13 protein-coding genes are annotated in these 13,312 nt (G+C 31.8%); all 13 read right to left on the reverse strand.

Going from position 1 to position 13,312, the window contains the following annotated elements; all coding sequences use genetic code 11:
• Nucleotides 1-724 precede the first annotated feature (724 nt).
• The 13 genes from ABXG83_RS06330 to ABXG83_RS06390 all read right to left on the reverse strand — a co-directional run bounded on the left by ABXG83_RS06330 (nucleotide 725) and on the right by ABXG83_RS06390 (nucleotide 13,297).
• Nucleotides 725-1,633 carry a glycosyltransferase family 2 protein gene (locus tag ABXG83_RS06330; RefSeq protein WP_353550642.1) on the reverse strand — a complete coding sequence of 303 codons (909 nt, stop codon included), beginning with the start codon at nucleotides 1,631-1,633 and terminating at the stop codon, nucleotides 725-727.
• Between the two features lie 15 nt (nucleotides 1,634-1,648).
• Entirely contained in the window at nucleotides 1,649-2,479 is an 831-nt protein-coding gene (locus ABXG83_RS06335; protein ID WP_353550643.1) for a glycosyltransferase, read from the reverse strand.
• A gap of 2 nt (nucleotides 2,480-2,481) precedes the next feature.
• A complete protein-coding gene (locus ABXG83_RS06340) occupies nucleotides 2,482-3,297 on the reverse strand; it encodes a class I SAM-dependent methyltransferase (RefSeq protein ID WP_353550644.1) in 816 nt (271 codons plus the stop codon).
• A gap of 33 nt (nucleotides 3,298-3,330) precedes the next feature.
• The gene (locus ABXG83_RS06345; protein ID WP_353550645.1) at nucleotides 3,331-4,266 is read right to left on the reverse strand and encodes a class I SAM-dependent methyltransferase; all 936 of its coding nucleotides are present in this window, start codon (nucleotides 4,264-4,266) and stop codon (nucleotides 3,331-3,333) included.
• Nucleotides 4,263-5,534 (reverse strand): hypothetical protein, encoded by a 1,272-nt coding sequence (locus ABXG83_RS06350; RefSeq protein WP_353550646.1) that lies wholly within the window; start codon nucleotides 5,532-5,534, stop codon nucleotides 4,263-4,265. Before ABXG83_RS06350 ends, ABXG83_RS06345 begins: the two co-directional genes overlap by 4 nt.
• Nucleotides 5,531-6,508, reverse strand: coding sequence for a glycosyltransferase family 2 protein (locus ABXG83_RS06355; protein ID WP_353550647.1), 978 nt, complete (start codon nucleotides 6,506-6,508; stop codon nucleotides 5,531-5,533). Before ABXG83_RS06355 ends, ABXG83_RS06350 begins: the two co-directional genes overlap by 4 nt.
• Nucleotides 6,509-6,514: 6 nt before the next feature.
• Nucleotides 6,515-8,047, reverse strand: coding sequence for a CDP-glycerol glycerophosphotransferase family protein (locus ABXG83_RS06360; RefSeq protein WP_353550648.1), 1,533 nt, complete (start codon nucleotides 8,045-8,047; stop codon nucleotides 6,515-6,517).
• 23 nt (nucleotides 8,048-8,070) lie between these two features.
• Nucleotides 8,071-8,517 carry an acyltransferase gene (locus tag ABXG83_RS06365; protein WP_353550649.1) on the reverse strand — a complete coding sequence of 149 codons (447 nt, stop codon included), beginning with the start codon at nucleotides 8,515-8,517 and terminating at the stop codon, nucleotides 8,071-8,073.
• 110 nt (nucleotides 8,518-8,627) lie between these two features.
• Nucleotides 8,628-9,506, reverse strand: coding sequence for a GDP-mannose 4,6-dehydratase (locus ABXG83_RS06370; protein ID WP_353550650.1), 879 nt, complete (start codon nucleotides 9,504-9,506; stop codon nucleotides 8,628-8,630).
• A 1-nt stretch (nucleotide 9,507) separates the two neighbouring features.
• The gene (locus ABXG83_RS06375; RefSeq protein ID WP_353550651.1) at nucleotides 9,508-10,737 is read right to left on the reverse strand and encodes a class I SAM-dependent methyltransferase; all 1,230 of its coding nucleotides are present in this window, start codon (nucleotides 10,735-10,737) and stop codon (nucleotides 9,508-9,510) included.
• 17 nt (nucleotides 10,738-10,754) lie between these two features.
• The gene (locus tag ABXG83_RS06380; RefSeq protein WP_353550652.1) at nucleotides 10,755-11,540 is read right to left on the reverse strand and encodes a HisA/HisF-related TIM barrel protein; all 786 of its coding nucleotides are present in this window, start codon (nucleotides 11,538-11,540) and stop codon (nucleotides 10,755-10,757) included.
• Entirely contained in the window at nucleotides 11,541-12,152 is a 612-nt protein-coding gene (gene hisH, locus ABXG83_RS06385; protein WP_353550653.1) for an imidazole glycerol phosphate synthase subunit HisH, read from the reverse strand.
• Nucleotides 12,149-13,297, reverse strand: a complete 1,149-nt coding sequence (locus tag ABXG83_RS06390) for an N-acetyl sugar amidotransferase (protein WP_353550654.1) — start codon at nucleotides 13,295-13,297, stop codon at nucleotides 12,149-12,151. The genes hisH and ABXG83_RS06390 overlap by 4 nt, the downstream gene beginning before the upstream one ends.
• Nucleotides 13,298-13,312: the final 15 nt, after the last annotated feature.

The following is a 13,312-nucleotide window of genomic DNA, read 5'->3' on the forward strand; positions in this document are numbered from 1 at the left end:
AGGGAATAACAAAATAAATAATTCCCATATTCATGCTTATTCATAAGGTTTGAGAATACTATTTTATCCATCAAAGAGTAAGCGATCAATAACGAGTTGGTAAGGTAAAAAACAAAGCCTTCATTTACATTCTGCAATCCATATTTAATAAAATTTCTAGGCATTAAAAAAAAAAAGCCTTGACTCCGTAAAGCGGCTACAATGTAGAAAATACAGGCTATCGCATAAGGTATAAGTATATATATGTGTATTGATAAATTAAATCCAAGTATTAGCAGAATCAACAGACTGGAACTTGTAAATACTCGACCTAAAAAGTCTGTATTTACCAACCCAATACTTTTAAATGCAGTACTAAGAAATGAATATAGGCTGAGAAAAAAAAAGGTTAGCCAAAATGATTCTAAGCTTATCTGTGGGTTTTTATTGAGGAAAATAAAAAAAATTACTATAAAAATGGATGAGAAAATTAAGGAAAAAATAAAGGAACTAGCTACATATCCAATATTCAAATATTCTTTATTATATTTTCGAATTAACCTGAGAGAAAAACCTAAAGATGATCCAAAATCAAGAATTAAAAACCAAAACACTAATACTAATTGGTAGTTATATCCTGCATAATCAGCAGGGTCAAACAACTTAGGTAATAATACAGATAATATTATCCGTAGAAAGAAATCAAGGAATAGTAGATAATTATAACGAAATAGATTGAACAAAATTAATTGTTTATAGAAATTTTTATAAGGTTTATGTAATAATCGCTTGTTTTACGATAAAAGATATTTAACGGATTAATTAGGGCTAGAAAAGCTATAAAAATAATCAAAAATTTAACCCATGAATAATAAACGAGGCCTCTATTGTTACGAAAATAAATTAGTGCTGAACGATATTTTTCAACCTTTATCTTGTTGTCAGCTTTCCGGAAACTATAACTAGCATTATGAATCACTTTCAAAGGAGATTGACTGATAATAAAATCATTTTTCCATGCAGTCAATAACAGTTCTGTATCTTCAAAATATAAAAAATACTGCTCATTAAATAAACCAAGTTTTTGGAAACCATTCCTTGTGAATAAAAGGGCACATCCTGATACGAATCTTCCTCCCTTATTATTTTCTATTTCAGATTCCTGCCTTTTATTGTGAAAAAAAAAGTATTGTTTATATAATAATTCGAAAATGATAGGGAAACTAGTACGTAATAACCCTCCAACTACCCAGCTATAACTAGGCTCTGAGGTAATAAAATTTTGAGGAGTATTATCGTTATTATAAATGTCGAAACCGTATACATTACGGTCAGATGTATTTGATGCTAGCTGTAATAATTCATTACCTGAGAATACGAGTTCGCTATCGGGATTGAGGATGAAAATATATTGTGATTTTGAAATCTTATATATATGATTAATTGCCTTACCATATCCAATATTTGTTTCTCCGTGTACTATATGTATTTTATTAGAATTAAGCTCTTCAATTAACTTAATCGAGCTATCAGAAGATGCATTATCATATATATATACATTAAATTCATCTAATTCGAGAGCAAGGATAGATTGAACAGCACTCCTTAGTAGGTCTCCTCCGTTATAATTGCAAATAAGAAAATCGATAGCCACAGAATAATATAAGTATTATAAATTACGAGTGTACTTTTTAACAAAAAGATATTGAAGCCGTTTTGGTAAAATAAAAAGTAAGGAGAATTTAACCATACGCAAAAAAGAGTACCGAAAACCTACGGTTGGATATTTACTTAAATACATACAGAGGTAAATATTTTTTTTAAAATAATCCCGACCAAATCTACGGTTAAGAAAACTATCCCCAGTTCTTACATTAACCAAAATCGTATTCAGATTTAGAAAGCGATATTTCTTTTCAGCCATTTTTACCCATAGGACATAGTCCTCTCCAAAATACAAATCAGGGTAGCCACCCACTTGAAGAAATGCTTCTTTTTTGATAGCAACAGTAACATTATTTATAGGATTTCGCTTTTTAAACTCTTTTTTAATGTCTTCATCATTCAAGGGAACTGTTCTTAAACTTATTCTATTTTTTAGCAATTCATCCAACTCTTCAATCTGACCACCTACTAAATCATAGTTTTGATTATGAATAATTGGTATTTGCTGTTCAAATCTATTAGGCAAGCTAACATCATCTGAGTCCATAAATGCGATTATAGGGTAAGATGCATGTTTAACCCCAAAATTTCTTGTAACACCTGGTCCTTTTGATACTGGACCTGTATTTAATATCATTGTAGATATAGGAGACTTACTTAGATAGTCCCTTAAAAAAATACTCAAATAATTATCGATTGTACCATCTATAACAACAACTACCTCAGATGGAAGCATTGACTGATTAAGCATCACACTATCAAGACTAGCTTTAAGCTGAGCCGCTGTGATAGTATAGTGAACAGGAACAATTACAGAAAATTTATATTCAGTCACAATTATTTTTTTCGAGCTGCTATTAGATTATAATAGTTAAGATTAGGAAATAAAAGGAATATAACTTTGCCTATATTATAAAAGACATTTGCAATAGGTCTAGGAAATTTCATTTTTAAACGAGAGTACAATGGATAAGATGACTGATGTATAGTATAGTGCTTCAATCCCATACTCTCTATAACTTTTTTTAGTTCCCAAGTCAATAACTCCCTAACGTGCCCGTAAAAGGGATTGTAGTTCATCCAATAATCAAAGTCTTCCCAAACATTACGTCCAAATAACAGTTTGATACGGTTGAAAATATGTGCTTGATTGGGTGTCCCAACCATTATATGTCCACCAGTTCTGACAGCATTAATCATATTAGCCAAATATTCATTGGGAGGAAAATTAAAATGTTCAATTACATCAAAACTTGTTACGACATCTGCTATTTCATTTTCAAATTTATATGTAATAGGATTTGAAGGTATAACTTCAACACCAAATTGTTGGAGTCTACTGACAACTTGATTTGTTGTACCAACTTCTCTTGCATGAATTTCGTCAAACTCATCATATCGGTCTAGTCCAATGCATTTACAATTAAAGTACTTAGATAAGATCATAAGATTAATACCAAGTCCACACCCAAAATCAATAATTGTCGGGTTCTCTGTTTTTCCAGCATTATTAAGTATTTTAATTATAATCTCTATTTCATAAATATTTTTATCAAACGTACGGATTAATCCAGGCTGAGCTTCTTTAGAGAAGCTGGATAGAATCTCGTTATAAAAAAACAATTCAACTTCTTTCTTATTAAATTTTAGCATTTTTTTTCTTTTAAATATTGGTGGGTTAATATTTTATTGCTTTTTTTTTGCGAGTATAAAGCGCAGATTTCCTTTACAAAGTTTTGTCCACACAAATAATCTATCTAGATTCCATAATAAATCAAACATAATTTTTCTAAACCAATCGGGACCTGCTAAATCATATACAAAATAATGCACAAATCCACAATATCTATAGTTATGCACAATTTCATAGTCCCGAGATAAAATATCTTCTATTTTTTGAGCAGCGTTTTCATGTTTACCTACATATTGCTCCATAGGCGTATGCCACTCCACTTCGGGTTGAATCAACTTCTGAAAATATTTACCGATTTTAGATATCTTATTTGTATACGATAGTCCTTTAATTGGTAGAATAAACTTTAATCCCCATGTTATGATCCTATTAATCTTCTTGGAACCTATATCATCAACACTAATAATATATCCACCATCTTTTAGTGCAGTATTCATTCTTTCAAAAAAAAGTTCCATTTGATCAAGATGATGAAAGGCTGACCATCCAATAAATAAATCAACTGATTTCTGATCGTCAAGAAAAGGAATTGTATGTACACTCTGATTATAATATTCTAAAGTACCTTTATTTTCTATGATTTTTTGCAAATTTCTTTCCCTTGACAACTTAGCGTTTTCAATAGCGACATTAGAAATATCATAACCATAAACTCTAGCCCCTCGCGTGGCTGCTAATAAAGATACCCAACCTGGTCCACAACAAACATCTACTATTTTTATACCTGGATTATCATTTACTAGTTTAATATAATTTAGAACTGATCTACGTCCCATTTTTTTTCCTGTATATCTTTCAAAGTCGAATTTAGATGGTACATAATCGTAATCAAACTCTAGAGGGATTGTTTCTGCACTGGAACGAAGATTATTTAGATGATTGAAAACTTCTTTTTCTTGACGCATCACCTCTTCTAAGGATAAATTCATGATGTCTGTTTTAATTTTAAAAAAGCTGTTATTGGTTTTATTGTATATACAACATTTGTTGTAGATAATTGGAGTAAACAGATAAAAATAGACATGAATGTAAAATAATTCATATAAGGAAAAAAAGTTAGAATCATGCAGAAATAAAACAAACAAAAAATCAGAATCCGGTCTTTTAAACTCGTTTTGGCATTTTTATAAATTATAATCATTCTTTTCCCTATTAGGAAATAAGCCAACCCTATTAGCCATCCTAAATAAAGTATTGGATGAAGAAAATAAAAAGCATAATTATATACTTCTGCATCTTTTACCAATCCGGAAAATCCAATTCCAAGAGGATTAGTAATGAGCATATACATCATATCAGGAATCTGGTTTACCCTATCCTTTTGTGCGTCATCATTAGAATATTCAGTAAAAGTACTGGTAAATCTTCCAGTAAATGCTTTTACTATAGAAAAATCAAATTGCGATTCAACTATCGAGTCTATTAAGGTTAGTGATCCGATTATAATTATTATAAAAAAAACGAATCTTAGTACATCTATAATAGTAAGCTTACGACCAAATCTTATGATATCTATAAAAAAAGGGAACAAAAGAGCTACATATAATGTCCTATAAAATAAAGTAAGAACATACACAAAAAAGATTACTAAGTATAAGGCTTTTATATACGACTTAAAAGGAAAAAAACGCAAGACTACAAATGCAAAAATCGGATAAAAAAAACTTGGATTCCTATTTATAGTCAACCCTGCAATGTAAGCTCGAAATGGTCCGTATGATACTCCCGAAATAGTATCCTTAAAATAAAAAAATAACTCGAGTACAATATTCAAAAAAATAACAAATGAAAGTATTCTTATGTGATTTGAATCAATATAGACCTTACCTCTTATTGTTAGAAAAAAAAATGTGTAGAAAAAAAAACATTCTACTAGAGGTGCTACTCCAATAAAATCTACAGCATCGTTAATCAAAAAATCTCTAACAATATGTATCCCCATTAATGAAAGTGTGATACAAATTGCTATAATATTAATCGAACTAACCTTTATTGAATAAATACTCTTATCAATCAAAAATTTTAAAAAAAGTAATCCAATACCTAGAAGTATAATTCCCACCAAAATAGTTGCGCGAAAACGCCCAATTCCTAACCCCTCGTTAACTGCAAGTTTATTAGTAAGCAAAAAATTATTCTGACCAAGAAAGAAAATCAGAATATATAAAAATGCTGCCTTATCAACAAACTTTTTCATTTACTACTTATCTTTAGATCATATAGCATCGTTTCTTTATTCTGTAAACTCGCAGAGACATATGACAAAATAAAGCAAAACCTCTGTGGCATTATTGTAACTAATCGCATCAACACTTTCGCAAAGACTTTATTTTTTATATATTCAATATCCAAATCCATATTTTCATCATAACAGTTAATCGCTTTAAAAAAAACCAGCTTTTTAAATATAGAGATTGCCCCAAAAGAAACTTTATTCCTACGTATAGGAAGGGATACTGAATCAAAACTCATTAACAAGTCCGGCCATTTTCTCATCCAAATATTTTGAGCCTTACTAGACCATGAAGCATTACCGTAACGGATTTTAATCATTGGTTCATTTATCCATTTCCACCGTACTTCATTACTACTGAATATTATACCAACATGTACAAAAAGAGTTCCAAAATATCTAGTTGCATCAGCATTTAGCCAATACTCTTTCCTAAGAATACACCCGCCTATAAAACTCATATAATCAACGAATTTTTCAAACAACTCATCAACATCAGTGGATTCACATTCAGGATGCTCTATAAATGTATTCTTAAGACAAGTATTCAACTCTTTATCCCAAATTGCAGCATTTACAAGAAGAAGGTCAAGTTTATTATCACTTTGTAGCACTTTGACTACTTCGTTTATATTTTTACCTGTAATAATATCATCGTCAGAAAAAACCCATACGAAAGTCCCTTTTGACGACACTACACCTAAATCCAACTCTTTATCAAACCCTTCTGCTTTTGTCATCTGTATATAATTCATCTTAAGATAATTGGATTTCAAATCCATCACAATTTCTTTAGTATTATCAGAAGACATACCATCTACAATTACAATTTCTACATTGTATTCTAGCCCACCAAGCATATTTTGCAAGGTTTCCCTTAAATATAGCGCCCGATTTCTAGTAGGTATTACTATGCTGAGTAAATCAGTATTTATCATAAAAAGTCAAATATTCAAAGCCAGAGATATTACTCTCAACGAAGCTTTATTTTCATTATTGAAAAGCTTATCTGATAGAAAATTTGATATACGAGAATTATTTTCACGTAACATTATGTTACGATTATTTATAAAATTCTGTAGTACACTAATTAATTCAGCTTTTGAGCAAATTGGTATGCTTGCATTATATTTTAAAAAAATATCGTCCCACCAAACAAGCCCAGGAGTATCTGCAGATAGTATAAGTTTTTTACGTAATAAAGCATCAAAAGTTGCAGTACTTCCAAAAGTTAAAAAAATATCACTTTCAAGAATATGCTTTCTGATATCTGATTTTTTATCAAGTATTGTAATGTTTTCATTGTCATAATCCGCTATCCATGAAATATCCTCTAAAGGATGAGGTTTAATTACTAGATGAATTTTATCAAATTTTTTAACAGTATCAATTACGATCTTTTTAAATGCATTAATCGAGTTTACATCGTAATTAGCGTCATAGTCACTTATAGAAGTATACATAGATGCGAAAAGAAGTTGTATTCTATTATTTGCATTACTATCATTTCTCGAATATCCAACCTGTTTTTCTTCTACCAGATAGTCAAATCTGGGACTTCCGGTAACTACTAATCTGTCCGGGTCTATGTAATGAACCTTTTCAAATAATGTAGAGAAATACTTACCCCAAACAGCTATCTTGGTCGCACTGCAGAACATCCATTCTACGGAAGTTTCATCATATATCCCAAATTGTAAATCGATAATAGATATCCCCGCCTTTTTTCCTACTTCAGTATATATTCTATTCAGAGGATCTGCTACATCGCCTGAAATGATTTTTTTTGGCTTTAAATATTTGAACCAATACTGAGCTATAATTGCATTAATTATATTTCGCTGTACAAAGACGTTGAAAAACCAATAAAAGGCTTCATAAAGATTTATTTTTGATATCTCCGGAAGAATTGAACATAACCTATTAAAATCATTTTTGAAAAAGTGATCACTCTTAAGTTTAAATTCACGACGATAGTTAATATATTTTTTGTAAATTAGTCCTGCTTCAGACAAAGAATAAGTGTGTAATTTTTTTTTTCTCATTGAAGCATAACTTTCTACATGAATATCTGGACAAGACTTAAGAATTTCATCTTCAAGCGGTTGTAATGTATCCCTATATATGTAATCAGTAGTTGATAAAAGTAGCCATATATCTTTTTCACTTCTGCTGCAAGAATAATCAATATGAGATGAAAATATTTTTTTGAATTCCTTGAATTGATATTTAATACTTTTCATCCAGTTCTTAATATGAAATATTTTATACTGATTACCAGTGTACTTAAATAGAAGTGGCGGAAAAATATGTAGCGCTAAATCTGGTTGTGCAGCAATCCAGAATGAGACTCCTTCTATTGCAAATTCTTCGGATACATTCTTCCCACTAGATAAAAGAAATTCACTAATTTTTTTTACAATTTCAGCAGACACATGTAACCCATCAGTTACTTTACTTCGCTTATTTCTATTCATGCTCTATCTTTGCTATATGCCTCCTAAATTTCTTTGATTATTTTTGCCGGACTGCCTGCAACAATTACATGATCCGGCACATTTTTTGTAACGACTGCACCTGCTGCAACAATACTATTAACTCCAATAGTTACTCCTGGTAGGATAATGCTATTTGCGCCTATCCAGCATCCTCTTTTTAAAACCACAGCTTCATCTGGAAAATAACCTTGATCAATTAGAGGTATATCCTTGCTACCATATTTATGATTATTAACATAAATATGTACGCCTGAACCAAGCATAACATCATCTTCTATAATAATCGAAACGTCCATTGGCACGACTGTTTCACCGAACAACATGCATCCTGGCCTAATAACCACTCGTCTTCCAATTTCAATTTTAGAACATCCTACCGCATATGCCCCTGGACGAAAATCTGCATCATCAGCAAAAAAGCGAAACTTTTCTTTACAAAGTTTTTTCATCTTACTACGATAGTGCAATCGCCAATGCGTAAAAGGTATATCAGGACCGATTCTATCAGCTCTTTTACAATAGACCCACTTTTTTATAACTTCAAGTATTAGCATTAATTTTAAGAATTGTACATCATTTCAGCTAATTGATAAAAATCAACTTTAGGCAACCAACCTGTAGATTTAATGAGAGCAGGATCACTTAAAAGTCTAGAATATTCGGTAACAAATGAGTTATCTACCTGCACGTACTCTTGCCAATTTAATCCAGCCAACTTAAAAGAAATATCTATCCAGTCACGAATTGGGTATGAAATACCACTACCCAAAACAGCTTCGTAAAAACTATCTTGGTTAACCAAAGTCCACATCGCTTCCACTATATCTCCAGCAAAGGAAAATTCTTTCTCTACATTTAGATTTCCTATTATTAATTTACTCTCAACCTTCGCTGCAATTCGCTTAGCCATCTTAGAAATCTTTTGATTGATATGCTTTTCGGAGCGTAATGGGCTATCATGATTAAATAAGTACCCAGCATATACTTTTAACCCAAAAAAATTACGGTAATATTGTCCTGCATAAACAGATGAAATCCTCTGAACAGAATAAGCACTCGATGCTTCAAAAGGAGTTGATTCATTAATAGCCTTACCATCATTTTTAAACTGCATAGCACTACCTGATAAAAATATTCTCGATTTAGGATTATACAATTTAGTTCCCTCTAGAATATTTATAGTTCCTTTTTGAATGGCATCATTGTTTTCAAAAATATGTTCATGCTTCGTGGTCGAAACCGCTGCCAAATGAAATATGTAATCAGGTAGATATTTCCTAATGAGTGAAAAAACAAATTCTGTATCTCCTACATTCCCTGTAATAAACCCTTCATTAACACTCCTTGCTACTGGTATTACATTGATATTTTTTTTGCTTAATAGCCTTTGAAGGTAAAAACCATCTTGACCTGAAGCCCCAAAAATAATAGCATTCATGCTATATTATTTCAATCTCGGGAAGTGGGAAAATAAACTTGCCTCCGTTTGCAATGTATTCCTTTTCTCTTGACAAAATATTGTCTTTGAAATGCCACGGAAGTACTAAAAAGTAATCTGGATTCATAGATTTTGCTTCTTTTTCAGATATAATAGGAATTAATGTACCAGGAGTATAAGTGCCGAATTTATCAGGATTAACTTCTGCAATAAAGGGGATTTCATTTTCGGTAAGACCACAGAATTGTAACAATACGTTTCCTTTTGTACTAGCCCCATATCCAAATACCTTTTTCCCATCTGCTACAAGTGCTTTAATCAAGTCGGTTAAATTTTTTCGATGGTTAAATACCCGCTGTTCAAACTGTCTATATGGAATAGGAGTATCTAGTTGCATGTCCTCTTCTTGCTTCAAAAGCCAATTGATGAGAGGTGTATTTGACTTATACGATGCATTAACTTTACATACAGTTACAGCAAAACTACCACCGTTTATAGCATTCATCTGAACATCAATAACACGCAATCCACATGACTCAACAATATTTTTAACAACTTTGAATGAGTAAAACTCAAGATGTTCATGACAGATAGTATCATAGCTATTAGTTCTCAACATACTTGGCATATAGCTTTGTTCAAAATGCCAAATACCTTCATCATCTAGACAACTTTCAATATCATTTACGAAGTCTAGTGGTCTTTCTAAATCATAGAACATAGCTATTGATGTGATAATCTTCGCCTTCGTGTTTGGAAACTTGGCATGAAACTTATCTGCGGTAAAAAAGTCAGGTATCAGACTAATCTCATCCGTATAATATTGCTTAAATTTAAGACCTGTAGGATCTATTCCTACCTTTTTATGCTTACCACTATATGCCTTAAGTGATGTGGCATCATTGCTTCCTATATCAATAACTAAATCATTTTCAGATAAGCTAACAAGTTTCTCAAGTGTTTTAATCTTTTGTTGCAAGTGAGCAACCATAGAAGCATTAAGCCCTGAACGATAGCCATAATTATCCCCATACATCTCGTCTAGGCTGTATGATTGCTTCATTTGAAGCAGCCCACTATCTGGACACCAAACCAGCTCAACGGGTCCTTTTGTAATTTTATCTTCTTTGTTTTTAGGAAATACACCTGTAAGATATTGTTCCCCTAATGACAAAACTGTTATCAAGTGTGAGCTTTCGCTAATGCGACATTTTGAGATTTCTGTATACATTAATTTTAATATTTGAACTATGTTAAGTTATAATCATCCCATCTAGCAATATTTTCTCCTCTTTCGATAATATCTTTTCTAGCGTTCGGTAAGCCGTCTCCTATAAAATTAAACAAATTAGCAGTTGCAACTGCACTTACTCCATTTATTTTAAGTCCGTTAATCAAGTGTTCACTATTACCTGCACCTCCTGCAATAATTAGCGGTTTGTTGATAATGCCTGCATATTTTATTATAGTTTCAAAATCATAGCCAAATCCAGTACCATCCTTATCAATAGAATTTAGATAAATTTCTCCAATATCAAGTGTTTCTAAATACTGTAAGTATTCACCGAGTAACATATCGATTTGTTTATTTCCGTCTGCAATAAAAACTTGATGAAGACCATTTATAATCTTGTAGTCAACTGAAGCTACGACACTTTGTGATCCAAAATTTTTTGTTATATTTTTTACAACTTCAATATTTTCTACGAGTAAACTATTCAAAATTATTTTATCTGCCCCGCTTTTAAATAAAAGCTCAGCATCTGCTTCAGTTCTTATTCCTCCACCTGCACACAGTGGTATAAAAATATCATTAGTAAGTTCAGTAAGCATTGCTGCAAAATCAGCAACTTTTTTATCACCACGACCTGCATTAATAACTATGAGTTCATCCAATGAAAAAGCGATCTTCTGGAATTTGTAATTTTTTTCCAGCCATGTAAGATTCCCAACTTTTTGTAAACGAAAGTTTCGGCTTTGATTAAAAATCCCATCTGAATAGATAAGAGAGAAAATAATTCTTTTTCGGAGCATTTATAAAAGATCAATAAAATTTTTCAAAAGTTTTAATCCATTCTGTTGACTCAATTCTGGATGAAATTGCACACCAACGATATTGTCAACTTCAAAACTAGCAATAAAATCACTGCCATAATTACACATACTTTGATTAATATTCACTTCACTTGTCATTCTATAACTATGTGTAAAGTAAAAATCAGAGGCTTTATCAAGTCCTCGATAAAGTTTTGAATTAGGATGACTGAATACCTGATTAAATCCAACATGCGGTATCGCTAAATTTTCTTCATTAAAACGAAGTACTTTACCATTTATAAAACCTAACCCTGCATTTACACCATCTTCAGTACTTGACAATCCGAGTAACTGCATACCAAGACAAATACCTAACAAGGGTTTTTTTCCATACTGGACAACTTCTTTAAGCATTATATCTATTTGTTGACTTCTGATGCGATCCATAGCTTTACCAAATGCTCCTACCCCAGGAAGAATCAATTTATCTGCTTTCTTGATATCATCATATTTTGCGGATATAATTATTTCATCAACTCCTAAGTATCGTAATGTACTTGTAACTGAATGCAAATTTCCCATTCCATAGTCAAGTACAACTATTTTCATATTTCAAAATTTTCTCCAGTAATAAACTTAGGTTCCCATATGCCATTAACCTTTTCAAAAAGGTTTTTGTTAGCATATTTATCTAAAACAGCATCAAATTCCTGCTTTGTCATTTTGTAGTAATCGAGATAAGTATCAATAAGATGTGCTGGATAAGCGTTATCATACATTCGTACAAGATTTATGGCTTGGTCCCGAGTCATAGCCCCTCTTCTTATTTCAATTCCTGCGTCTTGAGTAGCACGGCCGAAACCAAATTTCAAATACATTAAATAAGCATGTAAGGCATATAATGCTTGGTCGTTTTGAGCAAAATTGGTGAAAGTGTCGTCGTTACCATCTTCTTTTTCGATCAAACCACAGTTTTCTTTGGCTACCACATAATTTCGATAAGAATCCCATGGTTCAAAATATGACCAATGAGTAAAAGAAAGGCCTACTTCTGCAATTTGGTCTTCGGAAGGAAACTTAAAAAAAGCCAGATCGGATTCCGAGATATCAGAGTCTTGTTTAATCCTGTCAAATACTTTTTGATGTCCCCCTTCTAGGTATACTCTCCGCATATAATCGATATCATACAAAGCCCGGTATTTACTTTCCGTAGAACCCCCATACTCGATCTCACCATCTTCTCCGTAAAAAAGGAGGGGTATTTTAAAATTTATAGCTGTTTTGATGACTGCCGTATGGATAGCTATTAGCCAACCGTAGTATGGAAATCCCTTCTCAATAAAACCATACTTGTTTAGTCTATCAAGAACTTTGGGATTTGGACTCAAGTGAATATGATTATAACCCGACTTAATAAAATTGAGTAAGTTTTTATCCCCAATTTCTAATGCAAGTGCTGGTCTTACTGTTACGGCTAGTGGATTCATTCCATATTTATGCTTTAGATTATATGCCACATAAGAACCGTCTTTCCCGCCGCTTACAGGTACAATGCAATCAAATTCATTTGTTTTTGATCTATACTTATTAAGTAAATCAACTAACTCTTTTTGCCTTTCCGAAAAATCAAATGTCTTTTTTTCTTCCATCCATTGGCAAGCATTACACCAACCTCTTTCATCAAATGAAATACGAGGTCTGGTCGACATATTAAGACAATTGCTACACCAGAAAATTTTTTGTTTATTACTCATAGTTACAAGTTAAAA

Origin of the sequence: Sediminibacterium sp. KACHI17 (assembly GCF_040362915.1) — a bacterium.
Lineage (GTDB): Bacteria > Bacteroidota > Bacteroidia > Chitinophagales > Chitinophagaceae > Sediminibacterium.

Excerpts from the sequence above, each read along its gene's own strand:
- ABXG83_RS06340 (WP_353550644.1), bottom strand. The coding sequence starts at position 3,297 with ATGCTAAAATTTAATAAGAAAGAAGTTGAATTGTTTTTTTATAACGAG.
- ABXG83_RS06345 (WP_353550645.1), bottom strand. The coding sequence starts at position 4,266 with ATGAATTTATCCTTAGAAGAGGTGATGCGTCAAGAAAAAGAAGTTTTC.
- ABXG83_RS06350 (WP_353550646.1), bottom strand. The coding sequence starts at position 5,534 with ATGAAAAAGTTTGTTGATAAGGCAGCATTTTTATATATTCTGATTTTC.
- ABXG83_RS06355 (WP_353550647.1), bottom strand. The coding sequence starts at position 6,508 with ATGATAAATACTGATTTACTCAGCATAGTAATACCTACTAGAAATCGG.
- ABXG83_RS06360 (WP_353550648.1), bottom strand. The coding sequence starts at position 8,047 with ATGAATAGAAATAAGCGAAGTAAAGTAACTGATGGGTTACATGTGTCT.
- ABXG83_RS06365 (WP_353550649.1), bottom strand. The coding sequence starts at position 8,517 with ATGAAAAAACTTTGTAAAGAAAAGTTTCGCTTTTTTGCTGATGATGCA.
- ABXG83_RS06370 (WP_353550650.1), bottom strand. The coding sequence starts at position 9,506 with ATGAATGCTATTATTTTTGGGGCTTCAGGTCAAGATGGTTTTTACCTT.
- ABXG83_RS06375 (WP_353550651.1), bottom strand. The coding sequence starts at position 10,737 with ATGTATACAGAAATCTCAAAATGTCGCATTAGCGAAAGCTCACACTTG.
- ABXG83_RS06380 (WP_353550652.1), bottom strand. The coding sequence starts at position 11,540 with ATGCTCCGAAAAAGAATTATTTTCTCTCTTATCTATTCAGATGGGATT.
- hisH (WP_353550653.1), bottom strand. The coding sequence starts at position 12,152 with ATGAAAATAGTTGTACTTGACTATGGAATGGGAAATTTGCATTCAGTT.
- ABXG83_RS06390 (WP_353550654.1), bottom strand. The coding sequence starts at position 13,297 with ATGAGTAATAAACAAAAAATTTTCTGGTGTAGCAATTGTCTTAATATG.